The following is a 24,536-nucleotide window of genomic DNA, read 5'->3' on the forward strand; positions in this document are numbered from 1 at the left end:
CTCATTAAGCACTGTCAGGCCATGGCGGTGCTGCATCCAGAGTTTGCGCCGCTGTTGAAATCCCTGGCCAAAGCCGCTCGCTCTGGCGCTGATGCCGATGTGCGCATCAGAAACCTCATGCGCCGTCCTAGCGCCGGCGAGTTAGTTTGGATCGATCCGCTGTTCGGTGCTTCTTATCTGCCAGATGAGCAAAGCCTCGAAAGATTGATGTCAATTCGCCGGTCTCTTGGCATGATCCAAACCGAGCATTGAACAATCAGGTCTTGAACAAAGGGAAGTGTTCCGATGAATACCAATGTACCTGCAATCAACCCCTTCAAGGCCTGGCTAAGCGAGCTACTGCTCAATCGCGAACTCTTCAAGGGGCCGAACGGTAGGCCGCTATACAGCTATCAGCTCACCGAGAGTGAATACGCCTCGTTGCGTGATTTGCTTAAGCTACATTTGCAGCGCAGCGACAACCCTGCGCATTTGCAGCATTTGAGCGCCTGCTTTTGCCTATTTGTCAGTGAGCAGTATCGGCGCAACTACAACCGCTCTTGGTCTTGGGCTGGCGCCGAGGCAGAGCTTGGAGTCCTGCTCAGTCCAGCCGACCACGCCACGCTGACCCAAAAAGGCCTCGACTATTGGCAGCGTCCCGTTCGGCGGCGGGAAAATGGGCGCGACTGGCTGGGTACCCTGTTTGCCGAAGGCGGGCTGCCCTGGCCGCTGGTGCAGGATGACAAGCACGGCTTTGGCCGAGCGGTTAAGCGCGGAATCAAGCACTTCTTCCGTACTGAAGGTAACCGCCGAACCACCTCGGACTTGATGGCGGACTTCGAGGAGGATCTACCGCTAGCGTTCCGCACCCTGGAAACACGTCAGCTGTTGGCTGGGATCGTCGACCAACTGATGTACCTGGTTGAGCACTATCCACTGAAGGACCAACAGGACCCGGCCAGCTATCTGGATATGGTCGCTCCCTATTGGTCCGGAGAGTTCCCTATCCCGCTCGACGAAACTAACGCACGCAGCCTGATCAACGACTGGCTGCGTGATGCAGGGCAGAAACGTCAGGAACGCAAGGAGGTCCTCGAAAGGGCGCGTGAGTTTACCTGTGAACATGTACTGCAAGGCGTGCTTCCCGCGTGGGCGATTCGCACCGAACTGATCTTGCCACATCACGCCACATTCAAAATCGACCTTACCCAGCTCAGTAGCACTCGGTTGGATATCGCCTATTACGAAGGCGAGCACATACTGGCCCGAGGGGGTGCCGTTTACGGACAACTAAGCGGCGATAATCTGCAGGTTCGCTTCAGCAATACGCAGGTCACCCTGGAGCGCCGCCACGTGTCGGAGCCAGTGACGCTACGCCTGCTCGACAATGGGCGAGTGGTCCACCGCTTCCAGTTCGAGGACAGCGCGCTAGACTTCCAGTACTCGCCGCTGGTTTTCGAGCGCCGCGCAGAGCGTTGGCAGCTGGCAGGCACATCCTCTTGCAGTCTGTCAGGCAACAAGGCGCTGATTCGCTTGCCTTCAGGATTTGAGCTGAACGCCGAACTGGACTCACCAACCGATATTGGCCTCGACAGGGACGCCGGTCATTGGGTCGAAGTGACTGCAGATATTTCGTTGCACTTCAAGGATGACGTCTATCGTATCGAACTCAATCAGGCGCAGGAGGAGGCGCTGAAACCAGCACTTATTGGCAATCAGGCTCAGTACGACAGCAATCCCTCGACCATTTTCCTCGGCTGGCCCAGTCTCGACTTGCCGGAAGGCTTTACTTACGGCCGCGACGAGTTGGTCGAGTTTGCCAATGGCCAGCCATTGGACGCGCTAAGACGTTCGGGCTTTTATGGCCTGGTTCGTTACAGTCTGCGTTGCAAGAGCGGGAAAACCCTGCTGCAACGTCGATTTGCTGTGCTTCCCAGGGAGTTCAGCCTGGGATTATCTCCCGGCATTCAAGGGCAACCGGCACGGATCACGCTCAAGAGCGCGCAGCAGCTGGACTGCCGAATCGTTAGTGACAGCCTGAAATGCCAGCGGCTGTCCGATGTGCAAGAAAAGGTTTTTTTTCTGCAGCACGACAGCCAGAGGCCACCCGCTAGCTTTGTTCTGGAGCTTGGCACTGGAGGTAATCAGCAGACTATACAGTTGCGTCTGCAATACCCCTACCAGGGGGTCCGCCTGCTAGATGCCGATCTACAGCCTACCAGCAGCCGTGAGCTCAGCCTAAGTGAGCTGCTCGGCCATCGTGTTGCTCTGGCCTCAGGCCAGCCGCAGGGTCAGAGCTTTTTTCTGGTACTGGAGCTGGTAAGCGAATCAGCGTTGCGCCCTCAGCGGGTGTATGAGGTTAGGGTCGGTCAAGATCCCGTCCAGCTGAGTCTTTACAGCTATCAAAACGACATCCTACAGATGCTGGGGGCGGTGGACGAACAGGACGCCTTCATCAAACTCCATGTGGAAACCGAGCAACGCCTGCTCACCCTGAACATCCGGCGCTACAACGGGCGCCTAGCCTGGCAAGGGCGGGATATCTTTGCCATCTGCGATATCGGCTCCTCCAATGTACTCGACGCTGCGCAAGTCGAGGCCATGCTGATGTCCGACCCCAAGCAAGCTCCGCTGGTACTGGTGGAGAGGACAAGCCAGGACGTTGGCACGGGCTTGTTTGAGATACCAAATGCCTTGCAGCGCAGGGGCCCCTGGCTGATTTATCCAGCCCAGGACAGCAGCGTTCAGTTCCGCCCGGCGCTATACGTATCGAATACTCAGGATATCGACATGGCGGGTGAGGTCTGCTCGCTGCATCGGGCGACAGAGGTGTTCCATCCCGAGCGCAACCCGGAAGTGATTAATCAGCAGATCGCTGCGATGGCCGAAGACTTCGGTCACAGTGGCTGGCAGTACCTGGCCGACCTGAAACAGCACTTCGCGCATCTACCCTTGTCGTCGTTCGAAAGCTGGAAGGCGCTTTCACGTCATCCACGTGCCATGGCCTTGGCTGTGCTGCGCCTGGAAATGGACGAGGCATTCTGCAATCGGGTGCGCGATGAGCTGGCGGTGATCTGGGAGGCAACGTCATTGCGCCTCTGGGCGGAGGTGTATCAGTACTTCCTGCGCAGCCTTCATGACTTGGGCTTGCCGCAGGTATTGATCCGCAACCTTGAGGAGAATCGGGCTTCTGTGCTGCGTGCAGTCGTATCCGGTTTTGACCATGTCGACGACTATCTGCATACCGGTAAGTGCGCTTCGCTGACCAAGGTGCCGCCTGAAGCAGCTCTACCCATCTGGTGCGGGCAACTGCGCCAGGTGCATGGCTCAAACAGGCGCTGGCCGACGGAGCTGAGCTCCGAGCTCGGCACCTGGATCTCTCGGCAGGAGCTGCCGGCGCAGCTTAAGACGCTCTCGGCAGTGGGTTATGCCAATGCGGTGATCTATTTACCGATCTTCATGGCCTTTGTGACGGCTGAAAAGGCCAGGCTGAACGATCTGGGCGTGCCATTGCCCTATCTGAAATTTGCCGTCCGCCTGCTCGCCGACTTTGACAGGCAAAACTGGTTCAATCCGGCTCATGCACTGATGGTGTCCTATCTACTGGCCACGCAGAGCGAGGCATAAGGGTTTTCAATGCGTTACTTCAGAGACTTGATCGAGCAGAGCCTCAACCGTACGCGTGAGGCAACACTGGGTGTGCTGGGCATCAACCATGCGGGACTGCGTCACCACCTTAGCGAGAGCATGGTGGATGAGTTGGGGGCTGACGGCTGCTTTCTGGCGCCACCAGTGTTTGAGCACACTTTTGGCTGGCAAGAGTCCGACAAACGCTTGCAGGATTTATCGCCCAGCCTGCTCTCTGAGAGTCTGCTGGGCACCCTGCAGAATGCCCACGCCTATCAATTCCCGAAAAGCGCGAAGCCCTACGTCCACCAGCTTCATGCCTGGAGCATGCTTCTAGCTGACAAACCGAGATCGGTGGTGATTACTAGCGGCACCGGCTCGGGCAAGACGGAATGCTTCATGGTGCCGATCCTCGAGGATCTCATTCGTGAGCGTGAGCGGAACAAGGCGCCTTTGGTTGGGGTAAGGGCACTATTCCTCTATCCATTGAATGCGCTAATCAATTCCCAGCAAGAGCGCTTGGATGCCTGGACGCGGGCTTATGGCCAGGACATTCGATTCTGTCTCTATAACGGCAAGACCGAAGAGACGGAGGGCTTTGTACGTAAAGAGCAGGCCCTGAAGCCTAACCAGATCCTTTCCCGCCAACTGCTGCGCAAGGAGCCTGCCCCCATCCTGATGACCAATGCCACCATGCTGGAGTACATGCTGGTACGTCAGGTGGACAATCCAATCTTGGAAATTTCCAGACAACAGCAATCTCTCCGCTGGATCGTCCTCGATGAGGCGCACACATACATCGGCTCACAGGCTGCTGAGATGTCGCTGTTACTGCGGCGCGTGGTTCAGGCATTCGGCAAGCATCCCGAACAGATTCGCTTTGTGGCCACGTCCGCCACTATTGCGGGCGCCGATGCCGAAGAGCGCTTGAAGCATTATCTGGCCAATCTCGCAGGCGTAAGGCTTGAACAGGTCGAAGTCATCAGTGGCTCGCGAGTCTGGCCCGATCTGCAGTTTCACAAACCGCAGTACACACTCACCTTGGAAGATATCCAGGCTGTTGAGTCTGATACTGAGGCATCCATTGCTCGCTTTGAAGCACTGTGTCAGCACCCCATCGCCCAAACTCTCCGCCACACCGTTGTCAGCTCACCCAAGCCGCTGGATCTCAACGACCTGATTCGTTCCGTCAGTGACCTGTTGCAGGGCAACACCATACTGGCCCGACAGCAGGAGGTTCTGGACTGGCTAGATGTACTCACCGGCACTCGGCCGGCCCCCTCGGAGCCTCCTTTCTTGAAGCTGCGTGCCCACTTCTTCCAGCGCATGCTGAATGGTCTATGGGCCTGCGTTGATCCGAATTGCAGCGTGAAGTCCCAGCACCTGTTGGACTGGCCATTTGGCAATGTCTACGTCAATCAACGCGCCCGCTGTGAATGCCAGGCCCCAGTCTACGAGTTGGGTTTCTGTGATGACTGCAAGACGCCACATTTGATTGCGGAAGATCGCAGTGGCGAGCTGCACCAGCTCAGCCCCTACACCGGCGATGAGTTCTCCCTGAGCTACGAGCACGGAGAAGAGGATTCACCTTCAGGTAGTGCAGTTACGGGCCCCAGCCACAAGACGCCCGTTCAACGCCTTGTCATTGCCGGCTTACCTGCGGCTCATGAACCCTATCAATCTGATCGGATCGATCTTGAAACCCTGAAGGTCGGCAGTCTGGTGGGGCAGAAGCCTCTTCATATTGTTTTTGCTGAAGAAAAACGGGCCTGCTGCAGTGAATGCGAGCATGCGTTTCCAGATGGCCGAAGCTTCCTGAGAAAAGCCTATTTGGGGGCGCCATTTTACGTGGCGAATGCGGTTCCAACCGTATTGGAATTCTGCCCTGATCCCGATAAGGAAGACTGTGATGGCCGATCCCCAGAGGAGCTACCAGGACGCGGACGCAAGCTGATCACCTTTACCGATAGCCGCCAGGGTACTGCGCGCATGGCTGTACGCATGCAGCAGGAAGCAGAGCGCTCTCGTCTTCGTGGTTTGGTATTCGAGACGCTGCGTAATGCACAGGCCAAAATCGATAGCCAGCCGCAGGATGTGCCTACTGGCGATTACGATGCACTTATTATCCAGGCGGCCAACCTGGAGAAGCTCGGTATGGCGAGTATGGCGAGCGATCTTCGTACCCAAGCAGAAGCTATGCGCTCAGGAAGCCTGGCGCAGGATCGTGTTGCCGCAGTTGACTGGGAGCAAATGGTTCGAGAGCTGGCAGCCACGAAGGATATTGAGCAATCCATCCTTGAGTACAACCGCTATGCCAATCCGGCCCTGTTCGATGGCAGTCAAGGCGGCACAACCATGGCGCGGTTGTTGTTGGCCAGGGAGTTTGCCCGTCGCCCGAAGAGCCAGAACAGCACGGAAACGCTGGGTCTGGTTCGTGTTAGCTACAAAGGCTTGGAAACGATCAACAGTTGCCCATCGCTCTGGGAGCAGACCACTGCGATATCATCGACAGGCGACCCCGGCAGCAAATCTAAGCTGACGCTCCAGGACTGGCAGGACTTTCTAAAGGTTGCACTGGACTTTTATGTGCGGGAAAACACCTTCGTACGCTTGAGCCGAGACATGCAGCTTTGGATGGGCAGTCGATTTACGCCTAAGTCTCTTTTCCCGCCGAAGAGTGACATTGACGAAAGCCACGTGATCAAGAAGTGGCCACAAGTCAGAACTGGCAATCCCACGAGGCTGGTGAAACTCCTCGAGATGGCCACGGGTCTGAACCGAACTCAGAGCACCGATGCCGATAAAATCAACGGCTGGCTCGATGCCGCTTGGCACGCGCTGGTAAAGGCCACCATTCTGGAATCTACGGATGCTGGCCATAACCTCAGGCTAGAGTCCCTAACGTTTTCGTTGCCGGTCACAGGCTGGGTATGCCCCCTCACGCACCGCATTTTTGAGACAACGTTTAGAGGCCTTACGCCTTATCTCCCTATCAAGCAGCTACCGCGAGACTATCGGTGTCAACCAGTTCAGCTAGCACCTCTTAGTCGCCTGCAAGTGGATGGAAGTGCGACCGCTAAGCTAACTCAGATCAGAGCGCGTGTCGGTCAGGATCCGGTAATTGAAAAACTGCGATATGAAAGCCTCTGGTCAAATCTGAGCGACAGAACGGTTGAAGGTGGTTTCTATTATCGAACCGCAGAGCATTCTGCTCAGCAGTCTGCTCAAAAACTGGATACCTACGTAGAGCTGTTCAAAAAGGGCAGGATCAATGTACTGAACTGCTCCACCACTATGGAGATGGGCGTCGACATCGGCGGTATTTCTGCCGTGGTGATGAACAACGTACCACCACACCCAGCTAACTATCTTCAGCGCGCCGGGCGGGCAGGCCGCCGGAGTGAGGCTCGCGCCATTGCCTACACCCTGTGCAAGGCCGATCCGCACAATCAAAGGGCATTCGCTCAGCCCAAGTGGCCATTCATCACCGCCATTCCCGCACCGAGCATCACTCTGAGTTCGGACAGGATTGTGCAGCGACATGTGAATTCGCTGCTGCTTGCCATATTCCTGCGCACTCAGACTCAAAGCGATGGTGACCGCACCAAGCTGACCTTGCACTGGTTCTTTGGCGCGGATGAATCTCCCTGCCGGCAGTTCATCAGTTGGTTGGGCAGTTGCCCAGACGAGTATGCCGAACCGGTGCGCATGCTGGTTTCCGGAACGTGTCTGCAGGGGCGAGTAGTTCTGTCCATCACCGCGGATACCCGAGACGCCATTCAGGAAATTGAGAGCTGCTGGCTGGAGGAGTTGCGCAAGCTCAATCACAAGCAGCTGACTGCCAAGGACGAGCCTTACAAGAAAGCTCTCGAACTGGAAAAGAAACGGCACTGTGATGAGTACCTGCTCCGAGACCTTGCCGCCCGCGCCTTCTTGCCGGGGTATGGCTTTCCCACCGATGTGGTGACACTTAATACCTACAATATCGAGGACTTCAAGCATAAGCGCGAGCGGAAGAGCAGTCGTGAAGACAGCGTCTTCAACAACAAGGAGCTGCCGTCACGCGGGCTGAACATCGCCATTCGTGAGTATGCTCCAGGATCGCAGGTGGTCATCGATGGTCGGGTCTATCGGTCGGCTGGCGTGAGCCTGCAGTGGCATGCCTCTGGGCAGGTGAACGAGGCGCAAAAATTTGATATTGCCTGGCGTTGCTCACACTGTGGAGCCGCAGGCGTAAAAGAAAACGCCTATACGAACAGCGCGGAGTTGACCTGTACGCATTGTGCATCCCACATTCCGTTCTCCGAGCAGCGCAAGGTCCTGCGCCCAGGTGGGTTTGTCACTGACTTCTATGAGTCAACAAGTAACGATATCTCGTCGCAAAAATTTATCCGGGTCGAGCGCCCGCGTATCCAGGTGGCCGGTTCCAACATTGCTCTACCCGACCCTAGCTGCGGTTTCGTACGCTTTGGCCATGGAGGCAGCGTTTTCCATCATTCCTCCGGTGAGCATGAAAAAGGCTATGCCGTTTGCATGATCTGTGGCCGCGCTGAGTCGATGCTGGCATCAGGTGATATTCCGAAAACACTTCTTCCGGATCAATCGCATCGCCCGGTGGGCGGTATTACGGGTAGTCACAAGGAGCACGATTGCCCAGGCTCATCCGTACAAACCAGTATTTTTCTTGGCTACCAGATTCACACTGACGTGTTGGAAGTGTTCTTGAGAAGCCCTCTCACAGGCCACTGGCTGGGAGCCAGCACTAAAGAGCAAGCTATCGCCATGACACTGGCAGTCGCTATGCGTGATGTGATTGCGGATCAGCTCGGTATAGCTACTACAGAGATGGGGTTTGGTTTCCGCCTGGACAAGGATCTGGAAAGCGGCCAGGCCCGCAGTGTGATTCAGTTGTTCGACGAAGTCAGTGGCGGTGCTGGTTTCGTCCTGTCTGGATTAGAAGATCTGTCGAGTTTGCTGGAGAAAGCCCGAGCGAAGCTCGAGTGCCCTGTTAGCTGCGAGAATGTCTGTTCTCATTGCTTGGCAGGGCAAGACAGCCGGGTTGAGCGGGAGGAACTGGACCGCAGAATGACGCTGAAGTGGATCCAGCAATCCGGTTTGATTGAGCATCTGAAACTGCCAGGCGATCTTTCAAGGGTTCCTGGGGCGCGTTACTGTTCAGTTGGACCGCTGCGCTACCTGAACGCTGCTATCAACAAAATCGACCGGAGTGTTGGTGGCAACTCGATAACAGTGCTATTGCAGGGCGAAGCAGATGATTGGGAGATCGATCACCCTGAATTCCGCGAGCGTCTCTTAACCTGGCAGCTCGCAGACAAATTGCCAGTCAGAATTGCACTACCTGCAGGCGTCGCACTCAGTAGCGAGCTGAAGAACAGCCTGTCGGTACTGGCTCACCTAGGGGTGACGGTGCTCGAGGTCATCAGAGGGGTTCTTCCCGACGGCCTCTTCCTGGCGACTCAAATCACCTCTGGAGATATTTGCAAAAGTTTGCTTTGTAACGATCCGGCTCCAGTCATGCCCGGTGCTCAATGGCTGGAGGGTAACGGCAGTGCTGTCTGGGTCAGTACACAGCAATTACCCGGCCTCGAGGGCAAGGCCATCGACACGAGTGGCTGGCGTCGGCAAGAGCAGGACGCCAGGGTCATCCAGGTCACCACTGAGCTGAATGGGCCTGTGCGAGATCTGGGTAAACGGCTGCAAGCACTGATCGGTAAGCAGGCTCCAGAGGTTGCTGAACTGCTAGCGAATGACAGAGCTGTAAGCCTTAGCTATTCAGATCGATACCTGAAGTCGCCTTGGTCGTTGATGCTCCTCAGCGGTTTCCTAGATATATTCAAAAATCCTGAGCTCAAGAACCTTAGCATCCAGACACTCGCTGCCAGCCCTGGGCAGATGAGCTCGCTGACATCGCATGACTGGTTAGATGCAGCGGATCAAGAGGCCGTGCTTAGCCTATGGCTGGGTAGCCAATTCTCCCTGGAGCCTAAGATCGACATCAAAGAGCACGCCCGGGATCTACAGCACAGCAGGGAGATTTCCGTGATTTGGGCCTCAGGAAAGCGCTGCAAGATATTTCTTGATCAAGGAATGGGCTATTGGCGTGGCCGCATGCCTCAGCGTGATCAAATGGGCTTCGACTTCTACAGCGATTGCAAGGGGCAGGCGATGCAGATGCTGGCGAAGTACAAAGATGCCAGCATGGTCTCAGGAGGGGAGTGGCCGACTTGTATTAGTGTTCTTGTGGGCTGACCCATTGCAGGAGAGGACGCACAGTTGGTGATGCCTCAGGCGAAGGTGTTGTGCGAGGCCGGATGTAGGGCTGCGCCTACTTAGATAGCTGTTTGGTTTTAGAGCTAGCCATGCATGGCATCGAAAGACCAGCCAGCCATTCACCTGCAGCGAATGAAACAAGCTGATTTTTGACAACAAAGCCTGTCGCTGCGCGATGGCAGTTGGGCATTTTTCCACTCCGCTCGGCTTGCTTCACATTCGTTTCGCAAACCATGGCTACGTGGAAAAACACCCAACTGCCCCATACTTGAAGGCTTCAAGTATGGGGGGAGGGGACGTACTTGAAGATGCGCCTGGACGGCTGCCTCAAGTACGCCCCCTCCCTAACGTTTGTTGTCAAAGCTTAGCCAGCCCGGCATGCCGGGCTGAAAAGGCGGCGTTGCCGGTGGTGCGGTGTATTAGCTGCTCATGCCGTTTGCGATCAAGTTCAAAAAGTAGCCAGCGCACGAGGCGCTGAAGTGACGAACTCGGCGCCAGTAAACGTGTCATGGCCCATGCAGAAAAGCTGCATTCAAAAATGCTAGCCATGCGGTGGCGATTTGGTTATGAAAAAAGTCACCGAAGTCAGTGTTTACAAGGGTTGCAGCGATAATATAACCAAAAAAAGGAGTGCCAGTTTTGGCACGTTTCGCGCCACTTGAGACCAGTGCGGTGTCATTTTCGGCTTCCTCCAGTGCCACTACAGGCACTCAAACTGCCTCTAGTGGCACGATCCAGGTGTCGCAAACCGCGTGTGCGGCACGCATGGTGTATCGCAATAACTTAGTGCGATATGGTTGGAGTGTCGCAATGCGAGCGTGCGACAGACCGAGAGTGTCGTATTGATGTTCTGCGATACACCCTGAATATCGCAGGCCAGACCGTGCGACACGAAGGTTGTGTCGCAAATCTGCGATCACACTGCGGATGCTGCTTGAAGCACCGTATGGGGGGCGTAAACCGCATGTGCGATATGCTGGGTGTGTCGCAGACCGTTCATGCGACAAGGGGAGCGTATCGCAGCGTGAGAGTGCGACAGCCCAGGTGTGTCGCATCAAGGTGTCTCTGATACACAGTAAGTCCCGGTATGCCGGCACATGTAGTGGCCTGTTGCTAGTCTAAAGCTGGGGTCGTAGCCGTATGTGATGACCCAGTGCCGGTGGCATTTTGGTCGCATCAGCGCTCTGCGGCAGGTTAGTAATATCGCTGATGCCTAGATGCTTTCTAATAATGCAAAAAGGCCGCACTTACGGCGGCCCTTATTGATCCCTCATCGCATCATCTCCAGCTGATAATGGTTCCCTTCTTTAAGAAGGGGCTAGTGCAACGTCTTCCTCGCTCTCCGGCCACGTTTGCTGCGTCCTGCCTGGCTGCTCATCAAATGCTTGAAATGCTCCCAGTTTATGTCGCCTAAGGGCAGGTTGTAGCTTAGGTGGCGCTCCAGAGTATCCAGCAAAAGCACGGATTGCGGCTTGTCTAGGTAGTGCTCTTGGGTGACTTCGAGCTTGCCGTCAGAATGGCCCAGCAGATGTGCAATGGTAGTTGCCGGTACATTCGACTTCTCAAGCCGGACTGCAAACGTGCGGCGGAAGCTTTTAAAATTAAAGCCGCCATCCAATGCCACGGGGCAATGCTGACCTATAAATCCGGCGCCTGTTTCGGGACCGCAGAAGAAGCGGCTCGCGGCGCGCGAGTAGAGGTGTTTCTCGTCAAAGCGCAGCTCTGAAAAAAGTAGAGCATCCGGACCTTCGGCCTGACGGCGCTCCGTCACGAAGTCGAGAAAGCCCATTGTGATCAGCTTCGAGGAAATTGGGATCTCGCGTCTCGATTGCTCATTTTTCAGCGACTTATTGAAGCCGTTGTCGTTGATGCTGATCAGGGGCACGCCATGGGCGTCTTCGATCACATCGTGGGCGCGTAGCTGGCAGAGCTCGTTGAGTCTGGCTCCAGTGAAGAGTCCAAGCGGCATCAGCCAAAAACAATAGCTCTGCGCATCTTGGAGAACTGGCGCTGCAGGTGTGCTCGAATCGTATGCCTGATAGGGCCAGCTATTGAAGAGGCTTACTAGGTTTGAGTCGAGGAACGACTTGGTGATCTTCGATTTGGTGGTCTGGCAGCCTTTGATCTTGAGGTCTTCATCAATCCAGTGATCATTGGTTGCTTGATCCAGCATGCGATTAAACAGCCGGTAGTAGGCTTGTAAGGTATCGCCCTGGTTGCTCGATGCGTTGTTCTGCCTGAGCAGCTTTGGGAGCTCATCCTTCAGCGTTTGGATATCGCGATTGCTTAGGCTGGCTACTCGGCGCAAGGGATCATCTTGAGTAAGCACGGTCTTGATTTTGGCCATTCTGGCGCTGAGTTGGTATGCCGACTTTGCGTTGCGAGGGTTCTCTCGAAGGAAGCGACTCAGCACGTTATCCATGAACTCGGCCAGCAGCGGCGAGTTGTGGTGACGATAAATCGATTCAGAAATCTTGGCGAGGTGTGGCATCGCCAGTTCCAAGATTTTCGGATCATGCCCAGCCGCAAATGCTAACGATAGGCCGTGGTTGATTGGGACGGAGATGTGGGATTGGTTCAGCGCATTCATAAGTGCCTCTCTGGTTAATTGAGGCACAACAATATCACTGGATGTAAAACCAGTAAATAAAGTATTGGCAAATTATTCTGATTATTTCCAGGTATTGACAGTTTGTCAATAGGTTTTTGGTGCGGGGAAGGCGATTTCCCCGCACCGCCTCAACTATCGGGTGATGCGGGATTGCCAGTGCCGTTTTTCAGTCCAGCTGGTGGTTTTAGCCTTGTCGACGCCAGCCGGGCGGCCAATGCGAAAGACACCTTGCTCGGCTTGCAGCGCCCTGTAGTGGCTGTAGTGGATGTGCGCAGTCGAGGCCTCAAAGTCGATCTTGTCGAGCTCCTCTTTCAGCACATAGCTCGGGTAGCAATCGCCATAGCCGCCGGTGGTGCTGCGGTCGGCGTGGCCGACCAGGGCCTTGCCAATCAGCATGTCCAACTTCTGTCGGCGGAACTGCTGAATGAACGTGTGCCGCAGGCCGTGGAAGGTCAGCTCGTCATCGCCGAGTCCGCACTGTCCCAGGTAGCCTTTGTCATCTTTGTCTGAGCCTCGGTACCAGCGGCTGGCTGTGTGCCCGGGCGAAAGGTCGCCGTACACGCGGAGATTTTCAAAAAGCGGCGCCGACAGATCACCACCATGCGCCTTCAAGCGCTGCTGATGATACGCCAGGAGCCCGGCTTCAAGAATGACCTTATGCAGCGGCACGAGGCGCTCCGAGTCGACCGTTTTCAGCTGTCGCGCTCCAGAGCTGCTGATGCTGATTACCCAAATGCCAAGCTCTTCACGAATATCTCCAAGCTGAAGCTGGCAAAGCTCGCTCAAGCGAGCGCCGGTATACAGGCCGAGCAGTGGCAGCCAAAAGCGGTAGTCGTCCAAGCGCCAGCGCGGCGGTGCTTTGAGTGTGTAGACTGGGCCTTGCAGCAGTTGCTCGATCTGCCTGGGGTTATAGGTGCGCTTGCGTGGCGAGGGGGCGCCTTTGGTGCTGAACGTCAGGCCTGCGGCCAGATTCTCTTTCAAATATCCTTGGTCGTGCGCATAGCCGATGAGTGCGCGTGCCAGCTCGAAAAACTTCTTCGCCGTCCTAGCATTCAAGGGCTCGTACTTGCCGCTCTGGATAATCTGACTCAGGGGCTGATGGCGAGTCGCGCGCAAGCGATGCCGGTTCTTGGGGTAGCTGCGCAACTGGTCGCGCAAGGCATTAAAGTCAGCCCGGGTCAGGGTGGCGAGTGGGCGATGTCCGCCGATCAGTTCGGCCAGTCCCTCCAAGCGCGCATGCATGGTGATGCGGGTGCGTGGATTCTTCCACGCACCTTCGCGTACCTGGCGCTCTTCGAACTCACGGGTGAGGGCACCGAAGTGCCGGCAGTTCTCATGAGTGAGTGGTGGCTGGATCAGCAGGTCGTTTGAGGTGGGCGTCTCAAACAAGGCTTGTAGCTTGGCGTTCTGAGCAGGTGATAAAACGCTGCCGAGGGCATTCAGCAGTGCGAGCGTGCCAGCGTCCTGGGGCGCTGTGGCTGCGTCGTTGGCCGCGCTCATGTCCGGCAGAGTGTACATGGGCTCGGCTGGCGGTACTGGGCCAAGCATGCGCCGGATCAGGTCCTGAATTTCTTGCAGGGCGCGCTCATAGGCATCAGCTGAGGGAGCTTCAATAAAACTTTTCACCAGAATTTTGTCGATTTGACCCAGGCTGAAGTGCAAGAGGATCGACGCCAGGATCGGCGAACTAGTCAGCAGCTCGACTCGCATTTCATCGGGATGACGAGGCGCACCGGTGAGTCGTGCGCCGGTCAGCGGAATAAGGAGTGTATAGAGCCCGCTTTCCTCCTGAAGAATCTGAAAATTTTGGCAGAGTGTCAGGCGGTCGAGGTGTCCCGAGATCCGGCTGAGGTGAAACATGACGCTATGTGCGGAACGTGGCAGGCCCGGTGGAATATGCAGCAGATGGCGGCCTTGGTCGGGGCGTGCAAAACACAGGTACTCGTAGAGCGACAGCATCGTGATAAGCGGATGCCCGGTTTTGAAGACGTTCCTGGCCATTGGGGTAGTTTCCAGCACTGTGATGGCGCTGTAGATGTAAGCCGCAGCCGCGTTGGCGGTGACGTGGTCGTTGGTGCCGAGCGGCCAGTCGAAACGGGTGAAACCGAATTTGAGGGCTTGGCGCAGGGCTTCGCTCGGATACAAGGCGAAGTGGATTTCACCGCCCGGCTCGTTGCAATAAAGCACGGTGTGCTCTTGGCACTCTTTCAGCAGGCGCTCATGCCCGGCGCTCAGGTCAGAGTTGGCCAGTACGGCAGGTGCAGGGCGGAGCGCCCAGATTTTCAGGTGGCTTTCGGTAAAACGGCTGATTTCAGCGTGAACAGTGGCCAGGTTTAACAGAAAGCCATCAGGGTGCAGCTCAATCGTGGCGGCGCTGCTGCGCCTAAGCAGATCTTCGAAGCGCGGGTTGAGATATTGGGCGAGATCGCGTGCGAGCGCTTCATCATGGCCGAGTGACCAGCGGATTTGTGCCGGCAGCTGCGGGTGATTGCCGATATAGCTCGGGAAGGTGAAGTAGTACTGGAAGCCGGTTTTGGCTTGATAGACCAGGTGCTGAACACCGGTTTTGCTTTGACGCTTGGACATGATGGCGTACCTATTTGGATTCACAGTTGGACTGTGTGAAATCCAGTGCCATCAAATCGTGCCTGAAACCCGCGTTTTAGACGGGTTTCAGGGCTTATTTGGTGGGCCGGGGTAATCTGAAATGATTCTCTATCTTTATGATTTTAAAGAAAAAGTCTCGGTTAAAATTGTTCGTGGAATACATTTTGGAATACCAAGCTTAGCCCTTTGGGTTCCAGCAGCAGGCACTGAGGTCTTAGGTCGGGATGACAGTGCTTGCCCTCGAGACAAAAGCCCCGCATCGCCTCATTCGACGCGGGGCTTCATTTGAGGTTAAGGGCTCAGTCCTCCGAAGGTTACTCTTTCCCGAACTCTTTCTCGTGGGCTTCAGAGATCAACCTATCCAGCGCTATGCACTCCGGTACTGCCCAGTGCTCTGCCAGCTTTTTAAGTCGCGGGTGATTCTCGAGCAAAATATCGAGGTTCTTAGCCTTCCTGCCCTTGTTGGCAGTTTTCAGCTTGGACTCTTTCCCCTTTAGGCTCTTGATGAAGTCTCGTTTCGAGACGCCCTCCTCAGCGAGTTGGTCAAAGATCTCCAGAAAATCTTGATGCTTGCTGGGAGCACGCACAACGTTAAAGCGGTCTGGGTATTTGTCACAAAGAGCAGCCCATGCCAGTTCCCGGCGCTCTTTGCCGTGCACCTTATCATCAAGCCACTTAAGGTGGTGATCCGTTTTAAGGTTCTGGTCCCACTGTGTTTTGAGCTCCTCCAAGTGCGCAATCTTTGCACTGAGATCAGCGTCCATAAAGTCGAATATCGCTTGGGTGAGTTGCGGGCCAGAAATATTAGGGAGTCGCTTTATCTGGTAGCGATCAAAAGGCGTGATCTTGTTCTTAATCCACCTGGACGTGCGCGGTCCAATGGCCCAGGTCAATTTTTCTGGATGAACTGCTCGGCGGTTAAACTCACGCAATATTTCTTCTGCAAGGGCACTCGCGATTTTATGGCTGGTGAGAACATCCAGCATGAAGCTCTCGATGTCGTCGAGAGTGCTTTCTTTTTTTCCGAAATTAAATTCTTCAAATTTTGCGTCTTCTTTAAATTGCAAGAAGAGCCAGGCGAAGTTGAAAAGGCGCATGTTGCTAGTGCGTGCCTTAAACAAATCTTCAAGATAGTTATCTTGGCGGTTGGCGGCGAGCTCGTATTCTTCGTTATCGAAGACTATTCCTTTTCCAGCCTGCTTCAGAGAATCTTCCTTATTCCTGGAAAGAATATCTGCAAGCTTTTTTGCTGCTTTATTTTCTGAGTTGTCATGGTTCATAGGGTAAACCTCGTTAGCATCTACGTTAAACCTAGGACGAACCTAGGTAGCTTCTAGGGGGTAGCCAGAAAAGCTTTTCAGCCTGAGACCCACGCGAAAACGCAGGAAAAAGGCCTAACGCAGCAGTCGATCAGGCTTTTGGAGGCTCATGCAGTGGCTGCGGAGCTCAAGCGCTATCGATTTGCACATGCCTTCCCTTCGGCAAAGAGGGAAAGGCATGGAATGCCTGAGGTACGGGGATGGTGGTCTTGTTTTCTGCGAAAACTGCACCAGCGCTACGAAGCGTAGTTGCTGGTGTGACGTTCCAGGCCCAACTCTGAGTGGCGGGTGCCGCACGCTGAGACTCAGATGTGCGGCGCGACAGAATATAAGCCAGCCGGCGACGGCTGTCTAGCTGGCTGCTCTGGGCTCGGGCGCCAGTACTTTTTTACAACGCTTGGTAATCCTCTGAACGTATTACAGGAGACCGTTCATGAGGATCATCCGTCTGAAAGAAGTCACCCACCTAACTGGCCTTGCTAGGTCGACCGTCTATAAATATCTCGCAGAAGGGAAGTTCCCAAAATCTGTTTCGCTAGGCCATAGGTCAATCGGATTTCTCGAGAGCGAAATTCAAGAGTGGATTATGGCCCGTATCAAAGAGCGAGATATGGCGGGCTAGTGTTTCGAGCTTGTGGCATAAAGGCTGCGACCTATAAATGGTCGCAGCCTTTATGCCGATGAAGAAGGTTGCCTCAGGTAACTCCCTTGACTTTGGTTTTGAGAAATCTCTTGGCGCTCGGGGAGGTTTTTATTCTGGGCTCCCTGCTTCTCGGTGCGTTGCTGATCTGTTGTATGCTTGTTCCAGTTATATATCAATCAACTAGAACCAAATACGCTATTACAGGTAATCGTCGTAAATAACTACTGCAGCACGGAGAGATGCTGTTGCTGATCACACAGCAACAGCCCAGCAAGCGTTAAACGGTAAAAAAAGACAGACATGGCACCTGTTATGTAAACACAACACAGGTGACAAGCCATGAGCCATCCACACGCATCAAAAACCCTCTCGCAATCCGATATCGCACTCCAGATCGAAGACCTAGTTGAAGCTTTGGAACACAGCGATGGGCCCGTGCAGTCGCTTACTGCTAATGGCACGGTCAAACGTACCAAGCTCACTCGTTACTTCGAGAACATCGGTCAGATGCTTGAGTTGGTCAGCCACAGCGATGATTACCACTACGGACCTTACCTGCGACTGTTTCAACGGGCGTGTTACGACGTCGGCGTGGAACATAGTCCGTTGGCAGGGATCATTTCCTTTGATGAAGCAACGTCACAGTACCGTGACTACAGCGATACGCTAAACCGCCTTGCTGACCGTATCCGTCAACTGACTCGTGAGCGCATTTACCGTCGTCGTAGGGATGACGCAAGGTATCAGGAACGCCAGCAGTCCCATGAAGTAGCTGAGTACGTTGACCAGGTATTGGATCGCTACGCCACTACTCTGGTGATCAGGGTCGATTTGTACTATCGCTCTGCAGCTCAGGCCCGGCTGCGGGTTGAGCATGTATTTGCGGATCTGCAGCGGCTGATCCGGGCACGTGAACGCAATCCGATCTTCGAGCATGAGACAGGCTACATCTGCCGTGTCGAGCAAGGAGAGCGCCGTGGTTACCACATCCATGCTGCCTTCTTCTTCAATGGCGCCATGCTGCGGGGGGACATCTACAAGGCGCAGCAGATTGGTGCTCTGTGGGAGCAGATCACCCGTGGTAAAGGTAGCTACCACAACTGCAATCAGGACAAAGCCCAGTACGGTGATGAATGCGGTATCGGGATGATCCACCGTCGTGACGAACAGGCTCGTGACAATGTCCATCATGCGATGAGCTATCTGGTCAAGCGGTTTCAGCGGCTGAGCTTGCGTCCGAAGGGAGCGAAGTGCCTGCGTAAGGGGCAACCTGTACTCCGGTAGCTTGGTATTGGTACGCTGCTAGCACTATTCCCTGGGAAGGTGTGCTCGGTGGTGTGGAGAGACGGTTGAGGCGGGCGTCAGCGTTTGACCGGAATAGGCTCCTCGAAGGGGCTGCTCCCTTGGTCTACTTAGCCGCTCGCCTGCTCGCCCTTCGAGTTCATCAATTTAGCGCTGCTGACTCAGCGACCCGATAATCCGGCATTCCTCGATTACCCCACCATGGCAGCAGGACAGCAAGCGCTGCAGTTCGTTCTCCAGCCCCTGTAGGTCGCGGATGCGCAATCTCACCTGCTCCAACTGCTCGGCCACCTTGGCATCCACCGAGGCGCATGACGCTTGGCGGTGGTCGGAAAAAAACCAGCAACTGACGGATGTCGTTAAGACTTGAAGCCCAAGGCGCGGCTGCGACGAATGAACAGCAGCCGATCACGTTCCTCCGCTGTGTACTGGCGGTAGCCGGAATCGTTGCGCGAAACCATGGGCAGCAGGCCCAATTGCTCGTAGTAGCGAATGGTTACCGCCTTGGTATCGGTTAGGCGCGCCAGTTGGCCCACAGTGAAGTTCGTCGTACTCATGGCACTTGACCTTATAGTAGCTATAACCCTCATTCTAACGACAAGATCGAGCGAACGAGGTACGGATCATGGACAGCTGCTGCGAAAACAAGGCCGGCGAACTGGCCCAACTGCGCGCTAAACAGAGCCGATTGCTCTATATCGTCCTGGCCGTCAACGCCGTCATGTTCCTGGTGGAGTTCATCGCCGGTTGGATCGCCAACTCAACGGCGCTGCTCGGTGACTCGCTGGACATGTTCGGCGACGCGTCGGTGTATGCCCTTACGCTGTTCGTCCTGCACCGCAGTATTCGAGCCCGAGCCGGAGCCGCGCTGTTCAAAGGCGGGTTCATGCTGTTGTTCGGCGTGCTGGTGGTAGCCGATGCTCTGCGCAAACTGATACTGCAAGAAGTGCCGTCTGCCGATTTGATGGGTGTCATCGGCACACTCGCACTGATCGCCAATGGCTACTGCTTCGCGCTGCTCTACAGCCATCGCTCCGATGACCTGAACATGCGTTCGACCTGGCTCTGCTCGCGTAACGACTTGCTGGCCAACAGCAGCGTGATTATCGCAGCAGGCATGGTCGCGCTGACAGGCAGCTTGTGGCCGGACATCCTCGTCGGCCTGGCCATCGCCGCATTGTTCCTGCACTCCGCCGGGCAGATCATCCGCGAGGCTTGGATAGAGTGGCGAGCCAGCGCGCCTGAGCCGCAGCAATGCCCACAGCCGTTGCTGGGTATCACCGAACCGACCGCTACGCCAGTCCAGTTTGAGCCGGCCAAGAGTTGCTGCGCGGGTGAGGCTCAGGCGCTGGCTTTAGCGCCAATGGATACCCTCTTCTGCCCCTGTTTGTGTAAAAGCAACGGTATCGACCTTGCTGTGATTTGATGACTTCAAATCTGCTATTAGCAGGGAAGCGTTTATCCAAGGGCGAGGCGAGACCAGCCTACTTTGCTTGCCGAGCGTCAAGATGGCTGATTGGCGGACTTAAATCCGGTGTGGTCGCGACGTTTTCATCGACGAAGCCGAGCATACCAAACTGAGTTAATGAGAACTTGCGTGGGCTTTATGCAATACCCCCTTGAAAAGGGGGCTGGCTGTCAGCGTTGATTGCGACACTCGCCATAACTTCGATAGCGGATGCTGCGTAGTTCATCGTTCGAGTCCTCGAATACCATGATCATCGGTACTGCGCCGCAGTACTCAATGTTCGGGCTCTGATAAATGACTTTGGCTACGTTCAGTTTCATGCTGTAGCTATAGTCTTGAACTTCAGGCACTGGCTTGCCGGTGCGCTCGGCATATTTCTGAGCGATCTCGACACTCTTCTGTTCGATCTGCCTGACCTTGTCCTCTGGAAAGGACTGTGCGTAAGTGCAGCCAGCAGCCAGCAGAAGAGTGATCGGAAGGAGGCGTTTGAGCAGTTTCATGAGTAGGCCCGTTGGCTAGTGTTTACAGGGCAAACATTAGCGATTCGTCCCTTACCCAGGCATTGCGCCAAAATTACAATCGCGAAAGGGGGCTGGCAGGTGAGGGCACCTGCCAGCGACTGACTCAGAAAGCGTACTGCAAGCGCATGACGACGCCGTCGCCGCTATCATCACCGACCGAGTTACTAACTTTGTCGGTGCTGGCCTTGATGTAGTTGGCACTGATCTTTACCGCGTCGTTGGCGTACCAGTTGACGCCCAAGGTGTGAGCCTTGCCGCTTGCATCGCCGACTTGTCGCGTCGCGCTACTGCTGGTCACGTTGTCATCTTCTATGGTGATCGAGTCGAATCGGTAGAACAACTCCCATGCGCCCAACTGTTTGTTGGCAGGTTTGATGGTGTCGAACTTGGCTCCATCGAGTTTATAGAGGCGCGGCTCACCTGTGAGCGTATAGGCCATCTGCACATAGTAGCCCTTGGCGTCTATATCGCTGCTAGCCTGATCGGCCTTGAGTGTGCGGCTAAGGTATTCGCCCTGAATCGAAAAGGCATTCAGTGCCCATGCACCTTCTACGCCCCAAACGGCATCGTCTTCCCAGAGGTCGGCAGTGGCCGCGCTACCACCGAACAGCGCACGGTTGCCGTTGGCGCCGGCACTGTTGCCACCGTTGGTATCGACGCCGCGCATCCCCATACGCGAGCGAATGCGAGTATCCACTGCACTGCCACTGAGGTCGCGATAGGCGTACTGCAGGCCTACATGCAGAACGTTACCCGGTTGGTTCAACGGCGCAAAAACGCCGCGAGCGTTGTAGCGTTTGACGCTGTCGCCGTCGGTATCGTTATTGTTCTCGCTGAAAACGCTGCCTGACAGGAACACGCTGTCAGCGAGTACGCTGCTGGCCTGTACGCCCATGCCCGAGTTGTCATTTGTCCATTCGGCCAGGTCGTATGAAAGGTTGCGTTCCAGGGCTGTCGTCCATTTGGAACTGGTAGCCTTTTCCAAGCCGAAGTCGGTGTAGAAACGCCCGAGCTTGATGTTCAGGGGGCTGAAACCAGTGTAGGTCACGCTGGCTTCATCGAAATAACCTGCGCTGTCGTTACCGGTGTTTCGTGACAGGTCATAGTTGACCTGGTACTTCCAGTCTTTGTAAGCAGTGCCACCCAATTCCAGATAGGCGCGACGGAAGTATGCCGCATCGGCAGCGTTGCCATTACGGGTGTAGTAGTCGTCGAACATCGCATAGTCGGCCTGTAGACGCCCACCGATCTTGAAGCTGAATGCCTTGTCGGTCGTCGCGACCTCCAGGCCACCTTTGGTCTTGATAACGATGTCAGCACCATCGGTGGTGACCGTGCCGGCCATTACCGAGAAGGCCGGCAGGCTTAGCAGAATGCCGAGTGCTAGTGGGGAGAGTTGGGTGCTTTTGATCAACATGCATGGCTCCTTATCGCCGAGTGCTGGGTGTTGGCGACGCGATGCTTTGCAGTTCGGGTGACGGTTATTGGTCTGTTTTGTGACGTTTTGATTGCGGGGTGTAGGCTGGTTCTGCCAGCCCAGAGTTGGCGGGTGTTGGGGCTTTTCGGTAATCGTCCGTGGGTGGTTTCACTTCAATTACCGTTTGGTGAAACCGCAGGCTGTGATGACCCCTACGCCGAAGGTAAGGGCGATCCAGCTAGACCAGCCGAAGTTTGAGTGCTCGGTGAGGGTCACGTTCCCGCATTACAGATAAGTAATTTTCCAGCAAGGCTGGTGATAGGTGGTGGTGAGTAGGCTTGCTTGCACGCAATCACTTCTCATCTGCCTTACATGATGCTTCTGGGTCACACATCGAATCGAATACCGGACGGCGCTTATGGGGGCTGCCGTGGCTGAGGTCGAACGGCAGGTGGCCAGAAGCTTCCTGACGACTGCGCGCTGTGCCAGTTTTAAGCAGGCTGCTCGCAGTCTGAACCTGCCTCCCATGGTGCTACGCAGGCAGTTGCAGCGGCTCGAGAAAACTGTTGGAGAGGCGCTCTTCGTGTATCAGGAGCGCGCCCTTGCTCTAACGGTACGCGGTCGTTCTTTGCAGGCAGAGCTGGCTGCCCAGTATCAAGATTTGCGGCCAGAGGCCGCGTTGCTTGAAAAACCCAAGCTTCGTTTGGCGTTACCCGACAGGGTGCTCAACGATATTCTGGGACGGCATCTGGTGGCCTTTCTGCGTAGGGATGCTGGTGTGCACCTGGAACTGATCCGCCAGGAACGTGGCCCGTTAATGCAGAGTGAGGTCATGATCTGGTTGGCCGATCCGAATCAGACTCGACCCGACCCAGGTTTCGCCATGACGCGACCGCAGCGTCTGGCCTGCATCGACTTTCAGGCGTGCATAGCCAAGCGCTATGCGCGTGAGCGGCGCCTCCCCGCCAGCCTCGAAGATCTGAATGACTACATGCTGGTTCAGCAGGCCGATATCCCGACATCGGCCCTGTTCTCACCGTGGAATGCTCTGGTGGACTCAAGGCGCAGCGCAGTGACGCGAGTGCATTCTCAGCAGTGGGCGATGGAACTGGTCAAGCATGCCGCCTGCGTTGGTCTGATGCCGAACTACATCACTCATCTCGATGCGAACCTGCAATCGCTACCCACCCTCTTCACGCAGCCCATGAGGCAATCGATCTGGCTGTCCTGCGCACCATTGTCCGCGCAGCGCGAGGACGTCGTTGGGCTGGTGGCGTTGATCCAGGCTGCGTTCGAGGAGCGGTGGCAGTGGTTTCTGCCTGATGACGGTCAGTGAAGCTACATGGCGAACTCGACAACATGGTTACAAGAACAACGATGCCTCACCCATGACAATTAGAGAATAAAGCATGAAACGATCCACCCTGGCACTGGCCATCACGGCGGCGGCACTCAGTCAGGCTGCTTCCGCCGATTTTCTCGGAGACAGCAAGGCGACGCTCGATATGCGCAACCTCTACTTCAATGAGGATGTGCGTGATCGCGACATTCCATCTACTCAGGAGTGGGGGCAGGGATTCATCCTCAACTATCAGTCTGGCTTCACCGAAGGGACGGTCGGCCTGGGGATTGATGCCATTGGCCTGCTGGGGGTACGCCTCGATGGCGGTGGCCGGTCGGGCAAGGCAGGTATTGATCGTAACCCTGGCGCCCTGTTCCCGCTGGATAGCGATGGTTCTGCGGTCAGTGACTATAGCAAGGCCGGTGTAACGGCCAAGGCACGTCTTTCCAAGACCGAGTTGCGCCTAGGCACTCTGCAGCCGAAGTTGCCGGTGGTGACTTTCAACGATGGTCGCCTGTTGCCGCAGTTGTTCGAAGGTGGTCAGATCGTCTCCAACGAGATCGAAGGGCTGACCTTGACAGCCGGTCAGTTGGAGCACGCAAAAGGTCGGAGCTCGACTGACTCACGTGGCTTGTCCATCGCCGGATCCAACAATGCAACCACTGGACAGTTCGTCAATACGTTCTATTTCGCGGGTGGCGACTACAAGGTCACCAAGGATCTCACCGCTCAGTATTACTTCGGCAATCTGGAAGATTTCTACAAGCAACATTTCCTGGGATTGATCCACAACTACGCACTGGGCGGTGGCAATCTCAAGACCGACCTGCGTTACTTCTACAGCACCTCCGATGGCAAGAACAGCAGTGAGAGCGGCCGGGCTGAGGGCTATCGCAGCAACGGTTACTGGACGGTCGGTGACAGCAAGCGTGGTGAGGTAGATAACCGTACCTGGAGTGCCTTGTTCACCTACAGCCATAGCGGTCATGAGCTGAGCGCGGGTTATCAGCAGGTGTCCGGCGATAGCGCCTTCCCGTACCTGAATGCTGGCGACGGGGCAACCAGTTACCTGATCACCGATCGGCAGATCGGTCGTGGTGGTAAATTCCTCAGTGCTGGCGAGCGCACTTGGTTGGCCGGCTATGCCTATGATTTTGGCAAGCTGGGTATCTCGGGGCTAAAAGCCTCGGTGATGTATTTGTCGGGTGATAACGTCGACAGCGCACAGGGTGAGCGTAACGAATGGGAGCGTGACCTGCGCCTCGATTACGTTCTGCAGGAAGGATCACTGAAGGGACTCGGCTTCTCTCTGCGCAATGCCAGTCTGCGTGGCAATGTTGGGGCAGACGTCGATGAGAATCGGCTTTATGTGACGTACAGCTTGCCACTGCTTTAAACCATGGAAAGTT

16 protein-coding genes are annotated in these 24,536 nt (G+C 55.6%); 8 read left to right on the forward strand and 8 right to left on the reverse strand.

The genetic code is table 11. From position 1 onward, the window contains the following. The 3 genes from N7333_RS09535 to N7333_RS09545 all read left to right on the forward strand — a co-directional run. The coding region (locus N7333_RS09535; protein ID WP_279858746.1) for a hypothetical protein at window positions 1-252 on the forward strand (252 nt) is incomplete at its 5' end. A gap of 33 nt (window positions 253-285) precedes the next feature. Next, window positions 286-3,606 carry an STY4851/ECs_5259 family protein gene (locus N7333_RS09540; RefSeq protein WP_275546975.1) on the forward strand — a complete coding sequence of 1,107 codons (3,321 nt, stop codon included), beginning with the start codon at window positions 286-288 and terminating at the stop codon, window positions 3,604-3,606. 9 nt (window positions 3,607-3,615) lie between these two features. Continuing rightward, window positions 3,616-9,876, forward strand: coding sequence for a DEAD/DEAH box helicase (locus N7333_RS09545; protein WP_279858747.1), 6,261 nt, complete (start codon window positions 3,616-3,618; stop codon window positions 9,874-9,876). Between the two features lie 527 nt (window positions 9,877-10,403). Here N7333_RS09545 and N7333_RS09550 read toward each other — a convergent pair. From N7333_RS09550 to N7333_RS09565, 4 genes are all read right to left on the reverse strand, one after another. After that, window positions 10,404-10,598: a hypothetical protein gene (locus N7333_RS09550; RefSeq protein ID WP_129484185.1), complete on the reverse strand. Its 195-nt coding sequence runs from the start codon at window positions 10,596-10,598 to the stop codon at window positions 10,404-10,406. 617 nt (window positions 10,599-11,215) lie between these two features. Beyond that, window positions 11,216-12,487 carry a tyrosine-type recombinase/integrase gene (locus N7333_RS09555; protein ID WP_129484184.1) on the reverse strand — a complete coding sequence of 424 codons (1,272 nt, stop codon included), beginning with the start codon at window positions 12,485-12,487 and terminating at the stop codon, window positions 11,216-11,218. Between the two features lie 153 nt (window positions 12,488-12,640). Next, window positions 12,641-15,094, reverse strand: a complete 2,454-nt coding sequence (locus N7333_RS09560; protein WP_129484183.1) for a site-specific integrase — start codon at window positions 15,092-15,094, stop codon at window positions 12,641-12,643. Between the two features lie 335 nt (window positions 15,095-15,429). Then, on the reverse strand, window positions 15,430-16,395 hold the full coding sequence (locus tag N7333_RS09565; protein ID WP_003241471.1) for a hypothetical protein: 966 nt from the start codon (window positions 16,393-16,395) through the stop codon (window positions 15,430-15,432). Between the two features lie 472 nt (window positions 16,396-16,867). Between N7333_RS09565 and N7333_RS09570 the strand changes: the two genes are divergently transcribed. Then, window positions 16,868-17,056 carry an AlpA family transcriptional regulator gene (locus tag N7333_RS09570; protein ID WP_003241473.1) on the forward strand — a complete coding sequence of 63 codons (189 nt, stop codon included), beginning with the start codon at window positions 16,868-16,870 and terminating at the stop codon, window positions 17,054-17,056. A gap of 360 nt (window positions 17,057-17,416) precedes the next feature. Further along, entirely contained in the window at window positions 17,417-18,361 is a 945-nt protein-coding gene (locus tag N7333_RS09575) for an inovirus-type Gp2 protein (RefSeq protein WP_012017828.1), read from the forward strand. A 165-nt stretch (window positions 18,362-18,526) separates the two neighbouring features. Here N7333_RS09575 and N7333_RS24245 read toward each other — a convergent pair whose 3' ends face one another. Further along, the gene (locus N7333_RS24245; RefSeq protein ID WP_003241479.1) at window positions 18,527-18,670 is read right to left on the reverse strand and encodes a hypothetical protein; all 144 of its coding nucleotides are present in this window, start codon (window positions 18,668-18,670) and stop codon (window positions 18,527-18,529) included. Between the two features lie 68 nt (window positions 18,671-18,738). Beyond that, window positions 18,739-18,936, reverse strand: a complete 198-nt coding sequence (locus tag N7333_RS24250; RefSeq protein WP_021488257.1) for a MerR family DNA-binding transcriptional regulator — start codon at window positions 18,934-18,936, stop codon at window positions 18,739-18,741. Window positions 18,937-19,004: 68 nt separating this feature from the next. On the opposite strand from N7333_RS24250, the gene N7333_RS09585 reads away from it, so the two are divergent. Beyond that, window positions 19,005-19,805: a cation diffusion facilitator family transporter gene (locus tag N7333_RS09585; RefSeq protein ID WP_003241483.1), complete on the forward strand. Its 801-nt coding sequence runs from the start codon at window positions 19,005-19,007 to the stop codon at window positions 19,803-19,805. A gap of 212 nt (window positions 19,806-20,017) precedes the next feature. On the opposite strand, the gene N7333_RS09590 is transcribed toward N7333_RS09585, so the two are convergent. Together N7333_RS09590 and N7333_RS09595 are read right to left on the reverse strand one after the other, a co-directional pair. After that, window positions 20,018-20,347: a DUF2790 domain-containing protein gene (locus N7333_RS09590; protein ID WP_003241486.1), complete on the reverse strand. Its 330-nt coding sequence runs from the start codon at window positions 20,345-20,347 to the stop codon at window positions 20,018-20,020. 124 nt (window positions 20,348-20,471) lie between these two features. Then, complete coding sequence (locus N7333_RS09595; protein WP_012017830.1) at window positions 20,472-21,785, reverse strand: OprO/OprP family phosphate-selective porin; 1,314 nt, start codon at window positions 21,783-21,785, stop codon at window positions 20,472-20,474. A gap of 430 nt (window positions 21,786-22,215) precedes the next feature. Between N7333_RS09595 and N7333_RS09600 the strand changes: the two genes are divergently transcribed. Together N7333_RS09600 and N7333_RS09605 are read left to right on the forward strand one after the other, a co-directional pair. Continuing rightward, the gene (locus N7333_RS09600) at window positions 22,216-23,121 is read left to right on the forward strand and encodes a LysR family transcriptional regulator (protein WP_037020081.1); all 906 of its coding nucleotides are present in this window, start codon (window positions 22,216-22,218) and stop codon (window positions 23,119-23,121) included. A 73-nt stretch (window positions 23,122-23,194) separates the two neighbouring features. Further along, window positions 23,195-24,523: an OprD family porin gene (locus tag N7333_RS09605; protein WP_012017832.1), complete on the forward strand. Its 1,329-nt coding sequence runs from the start codon at window positions 23,195-23,197 to the stop codon at window positions 24,521-24,523. The last annotated feature ends 13 nt before the right edge of the window (window positions 24,524-24,536 follow it).

Origin of the sequence: Pseudomonas sp. GD04158 (assembly GCF_029834875.1) — a bacterium.
GTDB classification, from domain to species: domain Bacteria; phylum Pseudomonadota; class Gammaproteobacteria; order Pseudomonadales; family Pseudomonadaceae; genus Aquipseudomonas; species Aquipseudomonas hydrolytica.

Bases quoted from the DNA above. Each gene is read 5' to 3' on its own strand.
- N7333_RS09605 (WP_012017832.1), top strand. From the start codon at position 23,195: ATGAAACGATCCACCCTGGCACTGGCCATCACGGCGGCGGCACTCAGT.
- N7333_RS09565 (WP_003241471.1), bottom strand. From the start codon at position 16,395: ATGAACCATGACAACTCAGAAAATAAAGCAGCAAAAAAGCTTGCAGAT.
- N7333_RS24250 (WP_021488257.1), bottom strand. From the start codon at position 18,936: ATGAGTACGACGAACTTCACTGTGGGCCAACTGGCGCGCCTAACCGAT.
- N7333_RS09555 (WP_129484184.1), bottom strand. From the start codon at position 12,487: ATGAATGCGCTGAACCAATCCCACATCTCCGTCCCAATCAACCACGGC.
- N7333_RS09545 (WP_279858747.1), top strand. From the start codon at position 3,616: ATGCGTTACTTCAGAGACTTGATCGAGCAGAGCCTCAACCGTACGCGT.
- N7333_RS09575 (WP_012017828.1), top strand. From the start codon at position 17,417: ATGAGCCATCCACACGCATCAAAAACCCTCTCGCAATCCGATATCGCA.
- N7333_RS09560 (WP_129484183.1), bottom strand. From the start codon at position 15,094: ATGTCCAAGCGTCAAAGCAAAACCGGTGTTCAGCACCTGGTCTATCAA.
- N7333_RS09590 (WP_003241486.1), bottom strand. From the start codon at position 20,347: ATGAAACTGCTCAAACGCCTCCTTCCGATCACTCTTCTGCTGGCTGCT.
- N7333_RS09595 (WP_012017830.1), bottom strand. From the start codon at position 21,785: ATGTTGATCAAAAGCACCCAACTCTCCCCACTAGCACTCGGCATTCTG.
- N7333_RS09570 (WP_003241473.1), top strand. From the start codon at position 16,868: ATGAGGATCATCCGTCTGAAAGAAGTCACCCACCTAACTGGCCTTGCT.
- N7333_RS09585 (WP_003241483.1), top strand. From the start codon at position 19,005: ATGGACAGCTGCTGCGAAAACAAGGCCGGCGAACTGGCCCAACTGCGC.
- N7333_RS09540 (WP_275546975.1), top strand. From the start codon at position 286: ATGAATACCAATGTACCTGCAATCAACCCCTTCAAGGCCTGGCTAAGC.